Origin of the sequence: Streptomyces sp. NPDC093544, from assembly GCF_040683495.1 — a bacterium.
Taxonomy (GTDB): domain Bacteria; phylum Actinomycetota; class Actinomycetes; order Streptomycetales; family Streptomycetaceae; genus Streptomyces.
The window spans coordinates 60,087-82,280 of record NZ_JBFBEA010000001.1 but is presented as its reverse complement, the minus strand read 5'-3'; the positions used below and the strand labels follow the sequence as shown (position 1 = coordinate 82,280).

General features: G+C 70.1%; 14 protein-coding genes and 1 riboswitch. Of the genes, 5 read left to right on the top strand and 9 right to left on the bottom strand.

Annotated elements, in window-relative coordinates:
• The first annotated feature begins 451 nt into the window (after positions 1 to 451).
• Positions 452 to 1,504 (top strand): septation protein SepH, encoded by a 1,053-nt coding sequence (gene sepH, locus AB0N66_RS00290; protein ID WP_365426195.1) that lies wholly within the window; start codon positions 452 to 454, stop codon positions 1,502 to 1,504.
• A gap of 70 nt (positions 1,505 to 1,574) precedes the next feature.
• On the opposite strand, the gene AB0N66_RS00285 is transcribed toward sepH, so the two are convergent.
• Positions 1,575 to 2,402 (bottom strand): sulfurtransferase, encoded by an 828-nt coding sequence (locus AB0N66_RS00285; protein WP_365426192.1) that lies wholly within the window; start codon positions 2,400 to 2,402, stop codon positions 1,575 to 1,577.
• 324 nt (positions 2,403 to 2,726) lie between these two features.
• Here AB0N66_RS00285 and AB0N66_RS00280 point away from each other — a divergent pair, with 324 nt between their 5' ends.
• Positions 2,727 to 3,530 (top strand): VOC family protein, encoded by an 804-nt coding sequence (locus AB0N66_RS00280; protein WP_365426189.1) that lies wholly within the window; start codon positions 2,727 to 2,729, stop codon positions 3,528 to 3,530.
• An 855-nt stretch (positions 3,531 to 4,385) separates the two neighbouring features.
• Positions 4,386 to 8,381 carry an Ig-like domain-containing protein gene (locus tag AB0N66_RS00275; RefSeq protein WP_365426186.1) on the top strand — a complete coding sequence of 1,332 codons (3,996 nt, stop codon included), beginning with the start codon at positions 4,386 to 4,388 and terminating at the stop codon, positions 8,379 to 8,381.
• A gap of 195 nt (positions 8,382 to 8,576) precedes the next feature.
• On the opposite strand, the gene AB0N66_RS00270 is transcribed toward AB0N66_RS00275, so the two are convergent.
• From AB0N66_RS00270 to AB0N66_RS00255, 4 genes are all read right to left on the bottom strand, one after another.
• Positions 8,577 to 9,227 (bottom strand): thymidine kinase, encoded by a 651-nt coding sequence (locus AB0N66_RS00270; protein ID WP_365426184.1) that lies wholly within the window; start codon positions 9,225 to 9,227, stop codon positions 8,577 to 8,579.
• A 40-nt stretch (positions 9,228 to 9,267) separates the two neighbouring features.
• Positions 9,268 to 10,455: a nucleotide pyrophosphatase/phosphodiesterase family protein gene (locus AB0N66_RS00265; protein WP_365426181.1), complete on the bottom strand. Its 1,188-nt coding sequence runs from the start codon at positions 10,453 to 10,455 to the stop codon at positions 9,268 to 9,270.
• Positions 10,455 to 11,042 (bottom strand): DUF5998 family protein, encoded by a 588-nt coding sequence (locus AB0N66_RS00260; RefSeq protein ID WP_365426179.1) that lies wholly within the window; start codon positions 11,040 to 11,042, stop codon positions 10,455 to 10,457. Before AB0N66_RS00260 ends, AB0N66_RS00265 begins: the two co-directional genes overlap by 1 nt.
• A gap of 100 nt (positions 11,043 to 11,142) precedes the next feature.
• On the bottom strand, positions 11,143 to 13,974 hold the full coding sequence (locus AB0N66_RS00255; RefSeq protein ID WP_365426177.1) for a GNAT family N-acetyltransferase: 2,832 nt from the start codon (positions 13,972 to 13,974) through the stop codon (positions 11,143 to 11,145).
• 196 nt (positions 13,975 to 14,170) lie between these two features.
• On the opposite strand from AB0N66_RS00255, the gene AB0N66_RS00250 reads away from it, so the two are divergent.
• Complete coding sequence (locus tag AB0N66_RS00250; RefSeq protein WP_365426174.1) at positions 14,171 to 14,452, top strand: HPr family phosphocarrier protein; 282 nt, start codon at positions 14,171 to 14,173, stop codon at positions 14,450 to 14,452.
• Positions 14,453 to 14,612: 160 nt separating this feature from the next.
• On the opposite strand, the gene AB0N66_RS00245 is transcribed toward AB0N66_RS00250, so the two are convergent.
• From AB0N66_RS00245 to AB0N66_RS00230, 4 genes are all read right to left on the bottom strand, one after another.
• The gene (locus AB0N66_RS00245; protein ID WP_365426171.1) at positions 14,613 to 15,308 is read right to left on the bottom strand and encodes a GntR family transcriptional regulator; all 696 of its coding nucleotides are present in this window, start codon (positions 15,306 to 15,308) and stop codon (positions 14,613 to 14,615) included.
• Between the two features lie 198 nt (positions 15,309 to 15,506).
• Positions 15,507 to 16,271, bottom strand: coding sequence for a M23 family metallopeptidase (locus AB0N66_RS00240; protein ID WP_365426168.1), 765 nt, complete (start codon positions 16,269 to 16,271; stop codon positions 15,507 to 15,509).
• A gap of 12 nt (positions 16,272 to 16,283) precedes the next feature.
• A riboswitch (cyclic di-AMP (ydaO/yuaA leader) is annotated at positions 16,284 to 16,444 on the bottom strand.
• 202 nt (positions 16,445 to 16,646) lie between these two features.
• Complete coding sequence (locus AB0N66_RS00235; protein ID WP_365426166.1) at positions 16,647 to 18,035, bottom strand: pitrilysin family protein; 1,389 nt, start codon at positions 18,033 to 18,035, stop codon at positions 16,647 to 16,649.
• The gene (locus AB0N66_RS00230) at positions 18,032 to 19,384 is read right to left on the bottom strand and encodes a pitrilysin family protein (RefSeq protein ID WP_365426163.1); all 1,353 of its coding nucleotides are present in this window, start codon (positions 19,382 to 19,384) and stop codon (positions 18,032 to 18,034) included. The genes AB0N66_RS00235 and AB0N66_RS00230 overlap by 4 nt, the downstream gene beginning before the upstream one ends.
• Before the next feature lie 348 nt (positions 19,385 to 19,732).
• On the opposite strand from AB0N66_RS00230, the gene AB0N66_RS00225 reads away from it, so the two are divergent.
• Complete coding sequence (locus AB0N66_RS00225) at positions 19,733 to 22,192, top strand: DNA topoisomerase IV subunit A (protein WP_365426160.1); 2,460 nt, start codon at positions 19,733 to 19,735, stop codon at positions 22,190 to 22,192.
• The last annotated feature ends 2 nt before the right edge of the window (positions 22,193 to 22,194 follow it).

The following is a 22,194-nucleotide window of genomic DNA, read 5'->3' as shown; positions in this document are numbered from 1 at the left end:
GACCCACTTGATCAACTGACCGCACAAGAAAGGGACGTACGGGCGAAGCAATTAGTTCCGTTTGCGGTGATTACGTGAAGTGTGCCACTTTTCATGGTCACAAAAACCGCGCATCCGTCGGCCAACTACCACCCCCTGCTCGAAGTTGGGTGGCGTGCCGAACCGCGCAAGTGGCCCGAATGGAGTACTCTTGCGAGCCCTGGGTCCGGACTCCCGCCAGGGTGTCCGGGGCCTTGCAGGACCGCCGGGAGGGGGCTCGTTGCACAGGGTGATGGAGTTCGTCACTTAGCGTTGCGAATAGGTAACCGTGCCATAACGGCGGTCTCGGGCCTGTGCCCGACACGCCGGAGAACTCGGCAAGGTTGTGGCAGGCTGCACCCGGGCAGGCCACACTCGACTAGCGGAAGCAGCGACGCACGTGACGTCGGCAGGCACCACCCGGGAGGTCCTCATGCCGGAACTGCGTGTCGTGGCCGTCTCTAACGACGGCACACGGCTGGTGCTGAAGGCTGCGGACAGCACGGAGTACACGCTTCCGATTGACGAGCGTCTGCGCGCCGCTGTACGCGGCGACCGTCCCCGCCTCGGCCAGATCGAGATCGAGGTGGAGAGCCATCTCCGCCCCCGAGACATTCAGGCACGTATACGTGCCGGCTCCTCCGCAGAGGAGGTCGCACAGCTCGCCGGAATCCCCGTCGACCGCGTGCGCCGCTTCGAGGGGCCCGTCCTCGCCGAGCGCGCCTTCATGGCCGAGCGTGCAAGGAAGACCCCTGTCCGCCGCCCCGGCGAGAACGCCGGACCCCAGCTCGGCGAGGCCGTGCAGGAGCGGCTGACGCTGCGCGGCGCCGAAAAGGAAACCGCCCAGTGGGATTCTTGGCGTCGTGACGACGGCACCTGGGAAGTACTGCTGGTCTACCGGGTCGCGGGTGAGCCGCACTCGGCGAGCTGGACGTACGACCCGCCGCGGCGGCTCGTCCAGGCCGTCGACGACGAGGCGCGCTCGCTGATCGGCGAGTCCGACGACCTCTCGGCGGCCGCCGAGCCGAGCTTCCCGTTCGTACCGCGGATCGCACGGCTGCCCCGGGACCGCCCGATGGACCGCGCCCTGGACCGGCAGACGGAGCGGCCGAGCCTGCCCGCGCCGTCCCCGGAGCCGGTCGAGGAGTCCGAGCGGGACTCGCTCACCAGCCTCCTGGAGGCGGTGCCGAGTTTCCGCGGCGACATGGTGGTGCCCGAGCGGCCCGCCACCACGGAGCGGCCCGACACGGAGGAGCCCGCCGCCGAGCCCGAAGCCGAGGAGGCCCCGGCCCCCGCGGCCTCCGCCGGTGCCGGTTCCGCCTACGCGGACGTCCTCATGCCCCGCTCGGTCGGCAGCCACCGCGATCGCCTCGTCGGCTCGACCGACCGCCAGGCCGAGGCCGACGGCGTCCGCCCCGGCCGCCGCGCGGCGGTCCCGAGCTGGGACGAGATCGTGTTCGGTACGCGACGGAAGAACAAGGACTGATCAGTCGTACGACGGTGGGGCCCGCGCCGACCTGGCGCGGGTCCCACCGCTGCTCCTGGATGTCCCGCCGCTACTGCGGGTCGGGACCCACCGCGACCGGCCGGCTCCCGTCCCGTGTCCACTCCGACCAGGAGCCCGCGTACAGGGCGGCCGGGATGCCCGCGACGGCGAGTGCCAGCACCTCGTGGGCGCCGGAGACGCCCGAACCGCAGTAGACGCCGACCTCGGGAGTACCGGTCGCGCCAAGGGACTTGAAGCGATCGGCGAGTTCGGCGGCAGGCCGGAACCGTCCGTCGCCCGTGACGTTCTCGGTGGTCGGTGCGGAGACCGCGCCGGGGATGTGCCCGCCCACGGGGTCGATCGGTTCGACCTCGCCCCGGTACCGCTCACCGGCCCGGGCGTCGAGCAACAGTCCGGTACGGGCGAGTGCCGCCGCCCCGTCCGCGTCGAGCAGGGGCTTGGCGCCGGGCGCCGGCACGAAGTCTCCGGCGGCGGGCGCCGGGATCTCCGACGACACCGGCCCGCTCCAGGCGGCGAGTCCGCCGTCAAGCACGCGCACCGAGGGATGACCCGTATAGGCCAGCAGCCACCAGGCGCGTGCGGCGCCCCAGCCGAGCCCGCCGTCGTACACAACGACATCGCGGTCCACCGAGACCCCGGCGGCGCGCATCGCCGCGGCGAAGACCTTAGGGTCCGGCAGCGGGTGGCGGCCGCCAACCCCCGCCGGACCTGCAAGTTCGGAATCCAAATCGACAAAAACGGCCCCAGGGATGTGCGCCTTCTCGTACTCGGAGCGCAGATTCGGACCACCGAGCTGCCAGCGGACATCAAGGACGACAGGAGGGTTCGGTCCGGCCAGGTCGCTCGCCAGCTCGGGCGCGGGGATGATGGCGTTCATGGCGACCATCCTTGCGCACGGGGTGGCCGCGTCGTCCATGTCGGGCTACTGTGCTCGGCCGGGCAGGTCCGATCACGAGGCGTATGGGATCGGGCACATGCTGTACAGCCGATGGACACCGTGTGGCAATGGTGCGGAAACGGACGGGAAACTGCACATCGGGCATCCTCCGGGCGTAGGCCGCTGAACGACGGCGCGGCCGGGACGCACGGTGCGACCGGTGGTGCGAACATCGGCACGGGGCTTATGGGTACGCGATTGCGGTACGCGTGCGGGTAGGCGGAAGGTGACCGGCCACCGCGAGGGGCCGAGAAGAGAGTGACGATGACCGAGGCACGGGGGTCGGCCGGCCTGAACGGCGCGACGGACGCTCCGCACACGCCCGGCACACCCTGCTGGGTGAGCCTGATGGTGCACGGGATGGCCACGACCCAGGACTTCTACGGAGCGCTGTTCGGCTGGGAGTTCCAGCCCGGCCCGCACCAGCTCGGCCCGTACGCACGCGCCCTGCTCGACGGGTACGAGGTGGCGGGGATCGGGCAACTGCCGCCCGACCGGCATCTGCCCATCGCCTGGACGCCGTATCTCGCCTCGGACGACGTCGATCTGACCGCCGAGACGGTACGGCTCAGCGGCGGCACCGTGGGGGTCGGCCCCCTGGACGCGGGCGAGGCCGGCCGCATGGCGATCGCCTCGGACCCGACGGGCGCCGTCTTCGGGATCTGGCAGGCGACCTCCCACCTGGGCACGGGCATCACCGGCGTACCGGGTACGCCCGCGTGGAACGAACTGGTGACCCGCGACACCGAGAGCGTCGTCAAGTTCTACCAAGGGGTCTTCGGTTACGAGCTGGAGCCGGTCGTCTCGGCCGACTTCGACTACGTGACCCTGCACATCGACGGCCGTCCGGTGGCCGGCATCCAGGGCGTCGGCCACGGCCTGCCCCGCGACCGCGGCCCGCACTGGATGACGTACTTCGAGGCCGCGGACGTGGACGACACCGTCACCCATGTCACGGACCTCGGCGGGCACGTCCTCAAGGCCGCCCACGACTCGTCGTACGGGCGCGTGGCGACGGTGGCGGATCCGGAGGGCGCGATGTTCTCCCTGATCCACAGCGTCCAGTGAACGGGCGCCGAGGGGCCGACCGGTGACCTGACGTCAGGCGGAGGTCGTCGGCAGCACGTCCGGTGACAGGGTGCCCGCGTGAGCCCTGGCGGGGGTAGCCGTGCCGGCCGCAATACGGCGCGGTGCGCCGGCGGCACAGCACCTCATAGCCGATGTCCTCGGCCTGGTTGACATCGCCGACGACCGCTCCGACACGGGGTCGGTCAACATCGCCCGTCCGTCGGTGGCCACGGCGTACAACGACACCGGTGCCGGCGACGACTCCAACACCTCGCCGGGCAACTCCGACGGCGGCGGGACGAGTTACTCCGCGCAGGCCCTGGCCGCGCAGGCCCTGGCCGCGGTGGGCCTGCGCGGCAGTCGTTCGACCTCGTCTGCGACTGCCACACACCCACGACCAGGGCTCCTCCACGGCCCGGTCATCCGCCACCGGGCTGCCGCCGCCTGGCGCTCTCGCGCGGGACGCCGGTCGACACCTCGCCACGGATCCAAGGGGGCTGTCCGGAGTTCACAGCCCCGACGCAGCCGTCGGGCGAAGACCTCCGATCATTGCAACCGCGACGCAGGAGCGTCGCCGACCCGCGTTCAGGGTGAGGTACTGACCGACCTTCTTCGAGGGCGCCGCCGGCGGACGACTCACGGGAACCACCGAGCGAACTGCGGTACGGATCTTTACAGCACTGCTACGCATGCCCTAGACATCAGTCATCCGATGTATTCAAGACGCCAGCCCAACGAGCCCCGCGTACAGGCAAGTCATGCAGGCAATCAAGCTCATTCATCGGATTAATGCTCCACCTCGGGCCACCTCGGCCACCTCGCCCGTATCAAGCTCCGCACGCTTTGGAGGGCACCATGCAGAGAACCTCCCGCTCCCGGCCGTCCCCGCTCAGACGATCCCCGGCACTGTGGGCGGCCGTGCTGGCCACAGTGGCCGGCCTGAGCCTGGCGGCCCCCGGAGACGCGCAGGCCGCGAGCGCCCCCACCACCGCCTGGCGGCACGGCGCGTTCCAGCTCGACACGGAGAGCGTGGTCAGCCGGTCCGACATCGTGCTCGGCGCCCCCAACACCGACCCCATCGCATCCATGCCGATGGGGAACGGCTCCCTCGGTGTGGCGGCCTGGGCAGCCGACGGCTTCACCGCACAGCTCAACCGCTCCGACACCATGCCGGACCGTAAGTCCCCGGGCCAGTTGAACATTCCGGGGCTTTCGGCGATCTCGCACGCCGCCGACTACAAGGGGGTGCTCGACCTCACGGACGGGGTGTTCCGGCAGTCCGGTGGCGGCATGTCCATGGAGGCGTGGGTCGCCGGTGCCAAGGACGAGCTCATCGTCGACGTCACCGGCGCGAACCCGGACATCGTCCAGAGCGCCACCATCAACCTCTGGTCCGGACGCAAGCCGGCCGCCGCGGTCTCGGGCACCATAGGAACCCTCGCCGAGACCTGGCTGGACCAGGCACCGCCGAAGGGCACCGGCGAGACGTTCGGCTCGCTCGCGGCCGTGACGGCCGGTGGCCGGGACGTGCAGACCACCGTGGCGTCCCCGACCCAGATCAAGGTCTCCTTCAAGCCTCACGCCGACGGAACCTTCAGGGTCGTGGTGGCGTCCCCCGGATGGCAGGGCGGCGACCCGGCCAAGACGGCGTCCGACCTGATCGGGAGGGATGCCAAGGCTTCCACCTCGGCCCTGATGGCCGCTCAGGACGCCTGGTGGAACCGCGTCTGGAAGAACACCGGCCTGGTCGCGATGGACTCCGCGGACGGCAGCGCCGAGTACATGGAGAACCTGCGCACGCTGTACCTGTACGCGGAGACGGCATCCATGGGCAAGGGCCTCCTCCCCGGCAGCCAGGCAGGTGAGGCCAACATGTTCGCCTGGGCCAAGGACAGGCAGACCTGGACACCGTCCTCGTTCTGGCTGTGGAATCTGCGGACCCAGATCTCCGCCAACATGAGCTCGGGCAAATACGCCCTCAACATCCCGATCTTCGACGTCTACGCGGACAACCTCGCCGCCATCGAGACATGGACGAAGGCGCAGATGGGTGGCCTCCCCGGCGCCTGCGTACCGGAGGTGATGCGGTTCAACGGCAACGGCGGCGACCCGGCCCCGGGAGCCAACGCGGCGTGCAGCGCGCCCGGCGCCCCGAACTGGAACGCGCTGAACATCTCCAGTGGGCCCGAGGTCGCGATGTACATGTGGCAGCAGTTCCAGGCCACCAACGACCTGAAGATGCTCAAGAAGTACTTCCCGTTCATGAAGTCCACCGCGGTCTTTCAGCTCGCCTATCAGCAGCCCGGCGCCGACGGACTGCTGCACTCCGTCGCCAACGCCCACGAGACCCAGTGGGACGTCAAGGACCCCACCACCAACATGGCGTCGGTCCGCGCCCTCTTCCCGATCATCCAGCAGGCCGCCGCCGTGCTCGGCACGGACAAGACCACCGATGCGGCGCTCGTCACCCAGGTCGCCAAGGCCGAGAAGCAGATCCCGCCGTACCCGCGCACCGACCAGGCCACCAGGACCAAGCTGCTCAACTCGAACTACACCCAGGCCGAGACGGACGCCGCGGACGCCACGGGCACCGACATGATCGCCGTGTCGTACGAGCCCACCGCTCAGCGCCGCAACAGCGAGAACGTCGAACTCGAACCGCTGTGGCCCTGGAACACCGTGACCGACCAGGACGCCAACATGTTCGACGTCGAGAGGCGCAGCTACGCCAACCGGCCGGTCAAGACGGGTAACGACTGGTCGATGGACGCGATCCAGGCGGCCCGGCTCCAGGACCCGGCAGAGGTTCATGACAGGTTGATCTCCATCACCGAGGCCCACCAGGTCTACCCGAACGGCTTCGCCGACATCGGCAACGCGGTCGGCTACCAGCCGTACATCGAGCAGATGTCCGGCGTGGCAACGGCCGTCAACGAAGCCCTCGCCCAGGACTTCGACGGCATCCTGCGTTTCGCACCGGCATGGCCGGCCGACTGGGACGTCAGCGGCACCGTGTACCTCCAGCAGAAGAACAAGGCCGATGTCCAGGTGCAGGACGGGCAGTTGGTCACCGCGGCCATCGAGGCGGGCAGCACAGGCACCGTGAAGGTGAAGAGCCCCTGGCCCGGCAAGCAGGTGGAGGTGGTCGACGGAACCACCGGCAAGGCAGTGGTGCGACCCGGCACGGCGGAGCTGTTCAGCATCCCCGTGAAGGCCGGCCGCAGCTACCTCGTGCAGCAGGTGTCCTCCCCCACCATGAAGCTGCCCTTTGCCCAGGTGACCGGCAGCGCGCCGACCGCCGCCCGCCATCTCGGCGGCGTACAGATCGGCCTCGACGCCGGAGTCAAGTCGGGCACGTCGACAGTTGGTTCGGTTCTGGCCGCGTCCAACCGGGACTACGGCCTGACCCAGCTCGACTACTCCGGCTCGTCCGGCGCGACCACCACGGCCGGCGTCGTGGCCGGACACACCGGCCGCACCACCGGCACGGGAACGGGTGACACCGGCAGCGACATGTACTTCGACGTCGGCAACAGCACGGCGGCCACAGGTTCGTACGATGCGAAGCTGACCCTCTCCTACTTCGACGCGGCAGCCGGTTCGCTCGCGGTGCAGTACGACGCGGGCCCGAAGGACCGCTACCGCTCGGCGGGCACCATCACGCTCACCGGCAGCGGCACCTGGAAGACGGCTGAAGTGCCGCTGGAGGACGCCTACTTCGGCGGGCTGCAGAACGGTGGCGCGGATCTGCGGCTGCACTCGGCGAGTCCGTTCACCGTGCACAGTGCCGGGCTGGCCGTGACCGGTGCATGGGTCGCCGACAGTCGCCTGTTCCCGCCCGCCCCGGCGGTCACCACTCCGGCGAGCGAGGCCACCGTCAAACTCGCGTCCGCGGTCTCCGGCACCGGCGTCCCCGACGGCGCGGTGACCGTGCGCAAGGGGTCCGACACCTTGTGCACCGCCACCGCGGACGAGAACGGCGCGTGGAGCTGCTCGCCCGCCGGCGGCTTCACCAAGGGACGGCAGACCCTGACGGCGACGCTCACCGATCTCGGCGGGCTCCAGAGCGACACGTCGCCGGGGCGCACGTTCACCGCCTCCGACCAGCCGCCGGGCACGGCTGTGCTCGGTTCCGTACTCGGCTCGGACAACCACACCTACGGCGTGACCCAGGCCGAGGACACCTCGGGCGGTTTCGACGGTCCGACGACCGCCTCGGTGACCGACGGGCTCACGGCCCGGACGGGCACGGCAGGCAACATCTATTTCGACATCGACGACTCCGTCGCCCACGGCGGCTACTTCGCGGCCACTTTCACCGTCGCGTACTACGACCAGGGCACGGGCTCGTTCGCGGTGCAGTACGACAACGGCAGCTCCGATCCGTACAAGTCGACGGCCGCCATCCCGCTCACCGGCACCAACACGTGGAAGACGGCGACCGTCAGTGCCACGGACGCCTACTTCGGCGGCGCCCAGCACGCGAAGGGCGACTTCCGGCTGCGCAACAGCGGCGGAACCGTCACGGTGCACAGCGTCGCGATCAAGGTCAGCGGGGCCGGTGTCCCGGACGCCCAGCGGTTCGCCCCGCCGGTGACGGTCACCTCCCCGGTCGAGGGTGCGACCGTCGGCACGTCGCCCACCCTCTCCGGAACCGCCGAGCCGGATGCGAAAGTGACGGTGACCGTCGAAGGTACGGAGGTGTGCACCGCCACGGCGGGCCATGACGGTGCGTGGACCTGCACCGCGTCCACCGCCCTGACCACTGGGGAACACACCCTCACCGCGAGCGCGAAGGACATCACCAACTCCGCCGCCGAAGAGGCGAGGGTGTCGGTGACAGTGAGCTGACGCCCAGGCTCTGGGCCACCCGGCGCGGCCGCCGGACGTTTCGGCGGCTGCGCCGAGTTCCGCCACGCGCGGAAGCCGAGATCGTCGCCGACCTGGGTCACGGCGGACGTCACGGCCGGCGAGAGCCGACCCGGCGCACGGCGAACGCCACGGCCGGCGAGCGAGCGAGTCCGCTCGCCTCCCCGTGGCCCGCGGTCAGCCGGAGGTGATCGGGAGTACGTCCGGTGACAGTGTCACCGCCCGTGCCGCGGCGCTCGTCATCCGCTTGCGGTGATGACGTCGGCACAGCACCTCGTAGCCAACCGCCGCCGCGGGGCGGTCCACATCTCCCACGACGACCTGCTCGCCCTCGACCACCATTTCCCCGTCCACCGTCCGAGCGTTGTGGGTGGCTCGTGCGCCGCACCAGCACATCGCCTCGACCTGGAGGGTCTCGACGCGGTCGGCGAGTTCGATCAGGCGCTGCGAGCCGGGGAAGAGCTTGGTCCGGAAGTCAGTGGTGATGCCGAACGCGAAGACGTCCAGGTCCAGGTCATCCACGATCCGGGCCAACTGGTCGATCTGCCCGGCGAGCAGGAACTGGGCCTCGTCCACAATGACGTAGTCGACCCGGCCGCCCCGTGAGATCTGACCGACGACGAATCCATACAGATCCAGCCCCGGCCCCGCCTCCACCGCATCGGTCACGAGCCCCAGGCGCGACGACAGCTTGCCCTCTCCCGCGCGGTCGTCGCGTGTGAAGATCAGCTCTTGAAGGCCGCGCGCTGATCGGTTGTGCACAATCTGAAGCGCCAGAGTCGACTTTCCACAGTCCATCGTTCCAGAGAAGAACGCCAGTTCGGGCATGGCGGGTTGAGCACCTTTCGGCAAGGGGAACGAGGAGCGGTCAGGAGCGTACTTGCAGGAGGGGTACGTGCTGTTCCGCCGGGGTCATCGAGCCGTGGTTGCCGACCATCGCCGACTCCTTCGGCTCCCGCTCGGAGGCGATGATCAGAACGTCGTCGCGGGCCGCGGCGACGACATCACCGATCCGGGCGTACACCCGTTTGTCGATCTGCGGGCCGAACCAGCCCGCCGCGATCGCCTCGTCCCGCGAGGCCACCCAGAACTGCTCGCCGAGCACCTCGCGCCAGCAGGTCAGGACGTCCGACTCGGCGCCCTGGACGGCGTAGACATGCCGGGCGCGGCCCTCGCCGCCGAGGAGGGCGACTCCGGCGCGCAGCTCCCAGTCCTCGTCGAAGTCGATGCGGTGCTGCTCGTCGAAGGGGATGTCGATCATGCCGTGGTCGGCGGTGACGTACAGGGCCGCACGCGGCGGCAGTTGCTCCGCGAGACGCTGGACCAGGCGGTCGACGTACATGAGCTGGCCGCGCCATGGGTCCGAGTCGACGCCGAAGCGGTGGCCCTTGCCGTCCACCTCGGCGTAGTACGTGTAGACCAGGGAGCGGTCGCCGGCCGCGAGTTGTGCGGCGGCGGCGTCCATGCGCTCCTCGCCGGTCAGCCGCCCGTGGAACGTTCCGCCACTGAGCGCGATCTTCGTCAGCGGGGTGTTCTGGAAGGCGGGCGAGGAGACCTGGGCGGTGTGTACGCCGGCCTTGTCGGCCAGTTGGAAGACCGTGGGGTACGGCTGCCAGGCGCGCGGGTCCGTCCACGGCTGCCAGCGCAGCTGGTTCATCAGCTCGCCGGTCCTGGGGTTGCGCACGGTGTAGCCGGGCAGGCCGTGCGCGCCGGGCGGCAGGCCGGTGCCGACGGAGGCGAGTGAGGTCGCGGTGGTGGCCGGATAGCCCGTGGTGATCGGGCGGCCCGTGCCGCCTCGCGAGGACGCCAGGAGCGACGTCATGAAGGGCGCCTCGTCGGGGTGCGCCTTCAGCTGCTCCCAGCCGAGGCCGTCGATCAGGAAGACGCAGTTCCGGTCGGCCCCGGTCAGTTCCGGTATGGCGGCGGTCATTTCGGGCACGGCCATGCCCGCGGCGAGGGTGGGCAGCAGGTCGGCGAGCGAGCCGGCGCCGTACTCGGGGACGGGGGCGGTGTCGAGGGCAAGGGGTTCCGGGTGGTCCCAGGCAGGCAGGACCATCAGCGCGTGATGTCCGCGGTCGCCTCGGAGAGGGCCTGCGCGAAGACGAGGGCCTGGCGCACTGTCTCGGGGCCGTCCCCGGCCTCGCTGACGCGCAGGCTCAGGTCGTCCGCCGTCGAGCTGCCCGTGTAGCCGTGGTCCGCCTCGCAGTTGGGGTCGCCGCAGGCGGCGGGCTCCAGGTCGATACGGGAGACAGCGCCCCAGCCGATGGTCAGGACGACCTCGCGGGGCAGCGTGCCCGGCGCGTACGACTCGGGGTTGGCGACGACTCGGCTGACGACGACCGACGAGATACGGCCGAGCTTCACGGACTCCGTCGACGTGGTGGCGTACGGCGTCGGTGAGGTGGTGTCCTCGGCCTGCTCGTCGGTGTGGCTCACGATGAAACGGTTGCCCGTGAGCACGAGCACCGTGACGTGCCGACGCACCTCGTTGGCGTCGAACGTCGTCTCCTGATGAACCAGGTACGACCGGATGGTGTCGCCGCCGATCGCGGCCTCCACCGCCTCGGCCACGAGGGCCGGGTAGTAGCCACTGCGCTCGATCGCCGCTCGCAGCCCCTGGGTCGACGTACTGGTCTTGGCCATGATGTCCATCTTACGGGCGCCCACTGACTGCGAGGCACCTCTCGTGGGGTCCGCCCGGCGGAGATCCGTATCCGTCGAAAGGAGATCCGGCGAAACGAGATCAGTAGACGGGGAGCGTCCGCGGGCCGAGGTCGTCGCGGACGGGGGCCCGGTGCAGCCGTACGGTGGCGCCGAGCGCGCTCAGGCCGTGCGGGGCGACCACCACGGGCTCCAGGGACACCGCGACGACCTCCGGGTGATCGTCGACCAGGCGCGAGACACGCAGCATCAGCTCTTCCAGGGCCGCCGTGTCGACCGGGGCGGAGCCGCGCCAGCCGAAGAGGAGCGGCGCCGTCCGGATCGACCTGACCAGCGAGGTCGCGTCCCGGTCGGTGACCGGTATCAGCCGGTGCGCGGTGTCCCCGAGCAGCTCCGAGGCGGCTCCGGAGAGCCCGAACGAGAGCACCGCTCCGGCCGCCGGGTCGATGACGGCCGATACGACCGTGTCGACTCCGCGCGGCGCCATGGCCTGCACGACCGGGCGCAGCTCCGCCGGCTTCCCGAAGAGCTCGGTCAACTCCGCGTACGCCCGTCGCAGTTGCTCCTCGTCCGCCAGATCGAGCCGTACGCCGCCCAGGTCGGCGCGGTGCCGCAGATGCGGGGCGGTGGTCTTGAGGACCACCGGGTAGCCGAGGTCTCTCGCGGCGCGCGCCGCGTCGTCCGGCGTCGGGGCCGGCAGGGCAGGGCGTACGTCGATGCCGTACCGCCCGAGCAGGTCTCGGGTCTCCTCGGTGCCGAGGGTCAGTGCCTCCTCGTCCTCCCCGCGCGCGAGGAGGACGTCGATCTGCTCGGCGGCGCCCTTTTCGTCGATGTCCTCGTACTCCGGCACCCTGCCCGGTTCGGCGGCGTCCTGCCGCCACTGGGCGTACTTCACAGCTTCGGCGAGGGCCCGGACGGCGCGCTCGGCGGCGGGGTAGGCGGGGATGAGGCGAGCTTCATCGGTCGCTTCCACCTCGGTGGGCAGGTGTTCCGCGGGGCGGCCCGCCTGCGCACTTCCGGGGGCTCCGGGGTCGGTGGAGGCTGCCTGTGGTGCGGTGCTGACGGCGGCGGAGAGTGCCTCGGCGAGCCCACCGAGCTCGACGTGCACCACGAGCACCGGCTTGGCCGGAGCCGCAGCCGAGGCCGCGCGCAGAGCCTCGGCCAGAGCTGCGTCCTGAGCGGAGGTCTCCCCCACCGCCGGGATGGCGGTCACCACTACGGCGTCACAGCCGTCGTCGGCAAGGGCACCCGCCAGCGCCCGACGGAAGTCGTCCGCAGACGCCCCTGTCGTGAGATCCACCGGCGGCGACGGCTGAAGCCCTTCGGCCAGGCACGCGTCGTACGTGAGCAGCCCCAGCGACTCCGAGTTCCCGAGGATCGCCACCCGGGGCCCGGGAGGCAGCGGCTGGCGTGCCAGCAGAAGCCCCGCGTCGACCAGTTCGGTGATCGTGTCCACCCGGATCACCCCGGCCTGCCCCAGCAGCGCGGACACGGTGGCGTGCGGCAACCGTGTGGCCCGTACGGCATGCCCCTGCGGAGCGGCGGCGTGCCGGGCACCCTGGACCACGACCAGCGGTTTCGCCGCCGCGGTCCGCCGGGCGAGCCGGGTGAACTTGCGCGGGTTGCCGATGGATTCGAGGTACATCAGGGCGACGTCGGTGTCCGGATCGTCGTACCAGTACTGGAGTACGTCATTGCCGGACACATCCGCGCGGTTGCCGGAGGAGACGAAGGTCGACACACCGGTGGTGCCGGTGACGCCGCCGCCGCGCCGGTGCAGCCGGGACAGCAGGGCGATCCCGATCGCACCCGACTGGGCGAACAGACCTATCCGACCGGGCCGCGGCATCTCCGGCGCGAGCGAGGCATTGAGCCGTACCTCGGAAGAGGTGTTGATGACCCCGAAGGCGTTGGGGCCGATGATGCGCATGCCGTACGTACGGGCCTGGCGGACGAGTTCGCGCTGGCGTTCGCGCCCTTCGGGGCCGCTCTCGGCGTACCCCGCGGACACGACCACGAGCCCCTGCACGCCGTGCTCACCGCACTCCGCGACGACCTCGGGGACGTGAGGCGCGGGCACGGCGACGACCGCGAGGTCGACGGGCTCCGCGATGTCGACGATGGAGCGGTACGCGGGAACTCCGTCGAGCTCGCTCTCCTGGACCGCCCTGTTCACGGCGTACAGCCGCCCGGTGAAGCCCGCGGCGCTGAGGTTCGTGAGGACGCTGCGGCCCACTCCGCCGGGGGTGCGGCCGGCGCCGATGACGGCGACCGAGCCGGGCGCGAGCAGCCGGTGCACGGACCGGGCCTCGGCGCGCTGCTCCCGCGCGCGCTGCACGGCGAGCGACCGGTCGGTGGGTTCGAGGTCGAACTCCAGGCGTACGACGCCGTCCTCGAAGTGCCGCTTCTGCCGGTACCCGGCGTCCGTGAACACCTTGATCATCTTGTTGTTGGCCGGGAGCACCTCCGCGGCGAACCGGCGGATGTCCCGCTCCCGGGCCACGGCCGCGATGTGTTCGAGGAGGGCGGAGGCGACGCCGCGCCCCTGGTGGGCGTCCTGAACAAGGAAGGCGACCTCTGCCTCATCGGCGGGGGCGGAGGCCGGCAGGCCGTCGGCGCTGATGCGGTCGTAGCGTACGGTGGCGATGAAATCGCCGCCCACCGTGGCCGCCAGTCCCACCCGGTCCACAAAGTCGTGGTGTGTGAAGCGGCGGACGTCCTTTGCGGACAGCCGCGGATACGGCGCGAAGAAGCGGTAGTACTTCGACTCGTCGGAGACCTGCTCGTAGAAGCTGACCAGACGGTCGGCGTCGTCGACGGTGATGGGTCTGATGCGTGCGGTACCACCGTCTCGCAGCACCACGTCCGCCTCCCAGTGGGAGGGGTACTCGTGCCGGTCCGACGAGGTCTGCATGCGCCCCAGAGTACGGCTCGCGTACGACAACGGCGCGAGGCAGTCTTGGGGGAACCGAAGCCGGATCCAGGCCGGGATCCGGCGCCGGGTCCGGGACGGGAGCCAGGGGTTTGTCACCCTCTGACCCGCTCCTGACACGCTTCACCATATGGGACACTGGTCTAGACAACCTGAGACACCTGAAGGGCAGCATCACATGGCTGAGCGCCGCGTCAACGTCGGTTGGGCCGAGGGCCTCCATGCCCGCCCCGCCTCCATCTTCGTCCGGGCCGTCACGGCCTCCGGCGTCCCCGTGACGATCGCCAAGGCGGACGGGAACCCCTCCAACGCGGCCTCCATGCTCGCGGTCCTCGGCCTGGGTGCGCAGGGCGGCGAGGAGATCGTCCTCGCCTCCGACGCCGAGGGTGCGGACGCCGCGCTCGACCGTCTGGCCAAGCTGGTCTCCGAGGGGCTCGACGAGCTTCCCGAGACCGTCTGAGGTTCGATGGCGGCGTCCATCGCTTCGATGGCGCTTTTCATCGCTCCAAAACACCGGCAAGGGCCCGCCCGAATTATCGGGTGGGCCCTTCGCATTTCCATTGTGCGGGCAGCATAAATAATCTCCCGCGAATTACTTCTCTTTGTATACGGCGCTCATGTTAATGCCGCAGACCCGTCATGTTTACGGGATGTTGCGAAGTCCTCACACGGTCCGGGCGATCGGCCCCGCCGGGAAAGCGGAGGCGATGCGCGGTCATCGCGCGTTCGGTGTGCAGTGCCGTGATCGCCCGCGCTCGCTCGCTGTCGCCGCGCGCGACGGCGTCCACGATCCCGCCGTGCTCCGCCCAGGACTCCGCCGGGTTGGCCGGCGCTTCGACCGCGTACATCCAGGCGATCTTGTGCCGCAGCTGGGACAGCGTGGAGGTCAGCGCGGGGCTGCCGGAGGCCTGCGCGAGGGTCTCGTGGAACCAGCCGCCGAGCGAGCGCAGATCCTCGCTGTTGCCCCTCCTGGCCCGCTCCTGACCCAGCCTGACCAGGCCTCGGAGCACCTTGAGGTGAGCCTCGGTGCGGCGCTGCGCGGCCCGCGCGGCACCCAGCGGCTCCAGGAGCATGCGCATCTCCAGCAGGTCCGCGGCCTCCTGCTCGGTCGGCTCCGCGACGCACGCGCCCGCGTGCCGCCGGGTGACCACGAAGCCCTCGGCCTCCAGCGTGCGCAGGGCCTCGCGTACGGGGACGCGTGAGACGCCGTAGCGGCGCGCGAGCAGTTCCTCGGTGAGCCGGCTGCCACGCTCGTAGACACCCGCGACGATGTCGTCGCGGATCGCCGTGCATACCGAGTGCGCAGGAACACGCATACCGGACCTCCGCTTTAATCCCCGTGAAACGCCTTCGATTGGCGCTTGTTCAGTGACTCTATTGCAGAGACTCGGAATTTCCGACGGGGGACCGGAATCCATGGATATTTTTTGGACAGTCGGTCGTTCGAAACGGTTCGAAACGACAAGGTCCCGGCTCGTTCGAGCCGGGACCCTGTGAAGTACGTACGCGAGTGATCAGACGTTCACGCCGTGCGAGCGGAGATATGCGACGGGGTCGATGTCCGAGCCGTACTCGGCGGTCGTGCGGGCCTCGAAGTGGAGGTGCGGCCCGGTGGTGTTGCCGGTGGCCCCGGAGAGGCCTATCTGCTCGCCCGGGGTGACCGTCTGGCCCACGGAGACACCTATGGACGACAGGTGGCCGTACATCGTGTAGGTGCCGTCGTTCATCTTGAGGACGATCTGGTTGCCGTACGCGCCGCCCCAGCCGGCCGTGACGACCGTGCCCGAGCCGACCGCGTGGACCGAGGTCCCGGACGCTGCGTGGAAGTCGACGCCGGTGTGACTGCCGGACGACCAGAGGCTGCCGCCGGTCTTGTAGCCGGTGGAGATGTACGAGCCGGTGATCGGCGTGACGAAGGTGTTCAGGCGCTTGCGCTCGGCCGCGCGGGCGGCGCGCTCCTTGGCCTCGCGCTCCTCCTTGGCCTTCTCGGCGGCCTTCTTCTTGGCGGCCGCCTCGGCCTTCTTCTGCGCGGCGGCCTCGTCGGCGGCCTGCTGCTGGGCGGCGGCCTGTGCGTCGATCTGGTCGGCGATCGAGTCACCGATCTCGACGGCCTGGGTCAGGCCGGTCTGCTCGACGGAGTTGTCCGCGGCGAGCGCCGGGGCGGCCAGGGTGCCGAGGACACCGGTCGTGGTGAGCGCCGCGACGCCGAGGGCGTTCGTGGTCGTGCGCTTCACGCGGCTCGGGCGACGGTGCTTGCCTGTGCCACAGGTGAACGCCATGTAGGAGCTGATCCTTTCCTTCCTTCTCGCCTACCGGGTTAGCTGACGGGTTCGGAGCAGGAAGGTCTCCTACGGACCACCTCCAAGGAGGACGTCCGATTCACCCCAGGGACTACATATGGGTCCCCGGCTCCCCTGGCTCGCGCCGTACGGGGACTCGGCGATGACTGTCCGGTGCCGCGGGCGCGGCGCATTGCCTGACGAACAGCCGGACCGACGCTAAACGGGACATCTTTCAATCAACAAACGGATCAAGCCTTTTGTAGCGCACGCCACAGGGCAGACAGGCAACCTCCCTATCAATACGGACAAACGGGGGCCCAGGAGACTCTGTAATCTCCTGGGCCCCGGGGAGCTGCTGTCCTACTCCCGTTCCTACTCCGCCGGAACGACGCTCACTTCACCGATTCCGAGAGCCTTGACGGGCTCCTCGATCTGCGCGGCGTCGCCCACCAGGACCGTCACCAGACGGTCCACAGGGAAGGCGCTCACGGCGGCCGCGGTGGCCTCCACCGTGCCGGTGGCGGCGAGCTGCCGGTACAGCGTCGCCTGGTAGTCGTCCGGCAGGTGCTGCTCGACCTGGTCGGCCAACGTGCCCGCGACGGCCGCCGCCGTCTCGAACTTGAGGGGCGCCACGCCCACCAGGTTCTGTACGGCGACATCACGCTCGGCGTCCGTCAGGCCGTCCGCGGCGAGGGTCCGCAACACCTTCCAGAGGTCGTCGAGCGCCGGGCCGGTGTTCGGGGTGTCCACGGAGCCGCTGATGGCGAGCATCGAGATGCCTGTGCCGTCCGGCGCGGAGCGCAACACCTGGCCGAACGCCCGCACACCGTAGGTGTAACCCTTTTCCTCGCGCAGGACGCGGTCCAGGCGCGAGGTGAGGGTGCCGCCGAGGCAGTACGTGCCGAGCACCTGGGCGGGCCACACACGGTCGTGCCGGTCGGCGCCGACACGGCCGATGAGCAGCTGCGTCTGGACGGCGCCGGGGCGGTCCACGATGACGACCCGGCCGGTGTCGTCGGCGGTCACCGGCGGCACGGGGCGCGGCTCGGCGGACGAGCCGGTCCAGGCGCCGAGGGTGTCGGCGAGCAGCGCGTCGAGGTCGACTCCGGTGAGGTCGCCGACGATCACCGTGGTGGCCGTGGCGGGGCGTACGTGCTTCTCGTAGAAGGCGCGTACGGCCGCCGAGTCGATGGCCGTGACCGTCTCCTCGGTGCCCTGGCGCGGGCGCGACATGCGCGATGTGGCCGGGAACAGCTCCTTGGAGAGCTCCTTCGCGGCGCGGCGGCCCGGGTTGGCGCTCTCGTGCGGGATCTCGTCCAGCCGGTTGCGCACCAGCCGCTCGACCTCGCTGTCCGCGAACGCCGGTGCCCTCAGGGCGTCGGCGAGCAGATCGAGGGCCTTGGGGAGGCGTGAGACGGGGACTTCGAGCGACAGGCGTACGCCGGGGTGGTCGGCGTACGCGTCAAGTGTGGCGCCGCAGCGCTCCAGCTCGGCGGCGAACTCCTCGGCGGAAAGCTTGTCGGTGCCTTCGGAGAAGGCCCGCGCCATGATCGTGGCGATACCGTCGAGGCCCCTTGGCTCGGCCTCCAGCGGTGCGGCGAGCAGCACCTCCACGGCGACGACCTGCTGGCCGGGGCGGTGGCAGCGCAGCACGGTCAGGCCGTTGCCCAGAGTGCCTCGCTCGGGTGCGGGAAAGGCCCACGGCCTGGCCTCGCCGGCCTGCGGCTGGGGGTGGAACTCCATGGTGGCGAGCTCGGTCACTTCGCCGCCTCCTCGTCGGTGTCTTCAGCGTCTTCGGCGTCTTCGGCTGCGATCGGTTCGTAGACGAGCACCGCGCGGTTGTCGGGGCGCAGGCGGGACTTGGCGACCTCCTGGACCTCCTCGGCGGTGATGTCGAGGACGCGCTGTACGGCGGTCAGGGCGAGCTGCGGGTCGCCGAACAGGACGGCGTACCGGCACAGTTCGTCGGCGCGGCCCGCGACGGTGCCGAGCCGGTCCAGCCACTCACGCTCCAACTGGGCCTGGGCGCGCTCCATTTCCTCGGCCGTGGGGCCCTCCTCGGCGAACCGGGCGAGCTCCTCGTCCACGGCGGCCTCGATGACGGGGAGCTCGAAGTCACCGGAGGTCTTCACGTCGAGCCACCCCAGGGAGGGCGCTCCGGCGAGCCGCAGCAGGCCGAACCCGGCCGCCACGGCGGTGCGGTCGCGGCGTACGAGCCGGTTGTAGAGCCGGGACGACTCGCCGCCGCCGAGGACGGTGAGCGCCAGGTCGGCCGCGTCACTCGCGCGCGTGCCGTCCTCCGGGAGCCGGTAGGCGGCCATCAACGCGCGCGAGGGGACCTCTTCTTCGAGGACCTCGCGCAGTTCCTCGCCGATGATGTCGGGCAGGGCGCCGTCACGCGGCGCGGGCTTGCCGTCGTGCCCGGCGATCGAGCCGAAGTACTTCTCGATCCAGGCGAGGGTCTGCTGGGGGTCGATGTCCCCGACGACCGACAGCACCGCGTTGTTGGGCGCGTAGTAGGTGCGGAAGAACGCGCGGGCGTCCTCAAGGGTGGCCGCGTCCAGGTCGGCCATCGACCCGATCGGCGTGTGGTGGTAGGGGTGGCCCTCGGGGTACGCGAGCGCGGTCAGCTTCTCGAACGCGGTCCCGTAGGGGACGTTGTCGTAGCGCTGGCGCCGCTCGTTCTTGACGACGTCCCGCTGGTTCTCCATGGACTCCTCGTCGAGCGCGGCGAGCAGCGAGCCCATACGGTCCGCCTCCAGCCAGAGGGCGAGCTCCAGCTGGTGGGTGGGCATGGTCTCGAAGTAGTTGGTGCGCTCGAAGCTGGTGGTGCCGTTCAGCGAACCACCGGCTCCCTGCACCAGCTCGAAGTGGCCGTTGCCCTTCACCTGACCCGAGCCCTGGAACATCAGGTGCTCGAAGAGGTGGGCGAGGCCGGTACGCCCCTTGACCTCGTGGCGCGAGCCGACGTCGTACCAGAGGCACACCGCCGCGACCGGGGTCAGGTGGTCCTCGGAGAGCACCACGCGCAGGCCGTTGGCCAGGCGGTGCTCGGTCGCTGTCAGCCCGCCGGAGCCTGCCTCAGCTGTGGCCGTGTGACCCATGGGCATGTACGTCCCTTCGATCGCGGAAAACTACGGATTTCCTGTCGGTCCTGCCACTGTATGCAAGCGCGCGGACAGCTGGCGAAGTTCCCGCACCTCGTACGCCGAGAGCGAGAATCGTCGTACGGATCTCGTACGGATCTCTTACGGATCTCGTACGACGAGAGCGACGAACACGTACCGCCCTCGTACGCCCGGAGCCCGGCTCGGACAGGGCGACAAGACCCTCTGAGCGGCCCGCAAAGACCCTCAACAGACGGGTCGTGGTCCGCGTTGTCAGTGGGGCGGTCCACAATGGTGCGCGTCAGAACCCGTTCATGCCCAGGCAGAGACTGTGAAGGAGCCGCAGCAGCGATGGCCCGCCGCAGCACGAAGACCCCGCCACCGCCCGACGACTTCGAGGAGCGCATCCTCGACATCGACGTCGTCGACGAGATGCAGGGCTCCTTCCTCGAGTACGCGTACTCGGTCATCTACTCCCGAGCCCTGCCGGACGCCCGCGACGGCCTCAAGCCCGTGCACCGCCGCATCGTCTACCAGATGAACGAGATGGGCCTGCGCCCCGATCGCGGCTATGTGAAGTGCGCCCGCGTCGTCGGCGAAGTTATGGGTAAGCTCCACCCGCACGGCGACGCGTCGATCTACGACGCGTTGGTGCGCCTGGCCCAGCCCTTCTCGATGCGCCTGCCGCTGGTCGACGGCCACGGCAACTTCGGCTCGCTCGGCAACGACGACCCGCCGGCCGCCATGCGTTACACCGAGTGCCGGATGGCCGACGCCACGTCACTCATGACCGAGTCCATCGAAGAGGACACGGTCGACTTCTCGCCGAACTACGACGGCCAGGAGCAGGAACCGGGCGTCCTCCCGGCGGCGTACCCGAACCTCCTGGTCAACGGCGCGTCGGGCATCGCCGTCGGCATGGCCACGAACATGCCGCCGCACAACCTCGGCGAGGTCATCGCGGCCGCCCGCCACCTGATCCGCCACCCGGGCGCCGACCTGGACACGCTGATGAAGCTTGTCCCGGGCCCCGACCTGCCCACCGGCGGCCGGATCGTCGGCCTCTCCGGGATCAGGGACGCGTACGAGAACGGCCGCGGCACCTTCAAGATCCGCGCCACGGTGTCGATCGAGGACGTGTCGGCCCGGCGCAAGGGCATCGTCGTCACCGAACTGCCCTTCGCCGTCGGCCCGGAGAAGGTGATCGCCAAGATCAAGGACCTGGTCGGCGCCAAGAAGCTCCAGGGCATCGCCGATGTGAAAGACCTCACGGACCGCATGCACGGCCTGCGTCTGGTCATCGAGGTCAAGAACGGCTTCGTGCCGGAGGCGGTCCTGGAGCAGCTCTACAAGCTGACGCCGATGGAGGAGTCCTTCGGCATCAACAACGTGGCGCTGGTGGACGGCCAGCCCCTCACCCTGGGCCTCAAGGAGCTCCTCGAGGTCTATCTCGACCACCGCTTCACCGTCGTACGCCGCCGCAGCGAGTTCCGCCGCACCAAGAAGCGCGACCGGCTGCACCTGGTCGAGGGCCTCCTCGTCGCCCTGATCGACATCGACGAGGTCATCCGCCTCATCCGCTCCAGCGACAACTCGGCGCAGGCGAAGGAGCGCCTGATCGAGCGCTTCTCGCTCAGCGACATCCAGACGCAGTACATCCTGGACACGCCGCTGCGCCGGCTGACCCGGTTCGACCGCATCGAGCTGGAGTCGGAGCGCGACCGGCTCAACGGCGAGATCGACGAGCTGACCGGCATCCTGGATTCGGACACCGAGCTGCGCAAGCTGGTCTCCACCGAACTGGCCGCGGTGGCCAAGAAGTTCGGCACCGACCGGCGCACCGTGCTGCTGGAATCCGCGGGCGCCACCGCCACCACGGTCCCGCTCCAGGTGGCGGACGACCCGTGCCGGGTCCTGCTGTCCTCCACGGGCCTGCTCGCCCGTACGGCCAATGGCGACCCCTTCGGAGAGGCCGAGGAGGACAAGCGCGCCAAGCACGATCTGATCATCTCCGCGGTGCCCGCGACGGCCCGCGGCGAGATCGGCGCGGTCATCTCCTCCGGCCGCCTGCTGCGGCTGAACGTGATCGACCTCCCGCAGCTGCCTGGGACGGCGTCGGCGCCCAACCTCTCCGGAGGCGCGCCGATTTCGGAGTTCCTGTCCTCCCTGGAGGCGGACGAGACGGTGATCTGCCTGACGACGCTCGACGAGTCTTCGCCGGGGCTGGCGATCGGCACGGCGCAGGGCGTCGTCAAACGCGTGGTCCCCGACTATCCCTCGAACAAGGAGGAGTTGGAGGTCATCACGCTCAAGGACGGCGACCGGATCGTCGGCGCTGCCGAGCTGCGCACCGGCGAGGAGGACCTGGTCTTCATCACGGACGACGCCCAGTTGCTGCGCTACCAAGCCTCGCAGGTCCGCCCGCAGGGCAGGGCGGCGGGCGGCATGGCGGGCATCAAGCTCGTCGACGGCGCGAAGGTGATCTCATTCACCGTGGTCGACCCGGCGGTGGACGCGGTGGTCTTCACGGTCGCCGGCTCACGCGGCACCCTGGACGACTCCGTCCAGACGACGGCCAAGCTGACCCCCTTCGACCAGTACCCGCGCAAGGGCCGCGCCACGGGTGGCGTGCGCTGCCAGCGGTTCCTGAAGGGCGAGGACTGCCTCTCGCTCGGCTGGGCGGGCCCGGCACCGGCACGGGCCGCGCAGAAGAACGGCACCCCGGCCGAGCTGCCGGAGATGGACCCGCGCCGTGACGGCTCGGGTGTGTCGCTGGCGAAGACGGTGGGTGTGGTGGCGGGGCCGGTGTAGAC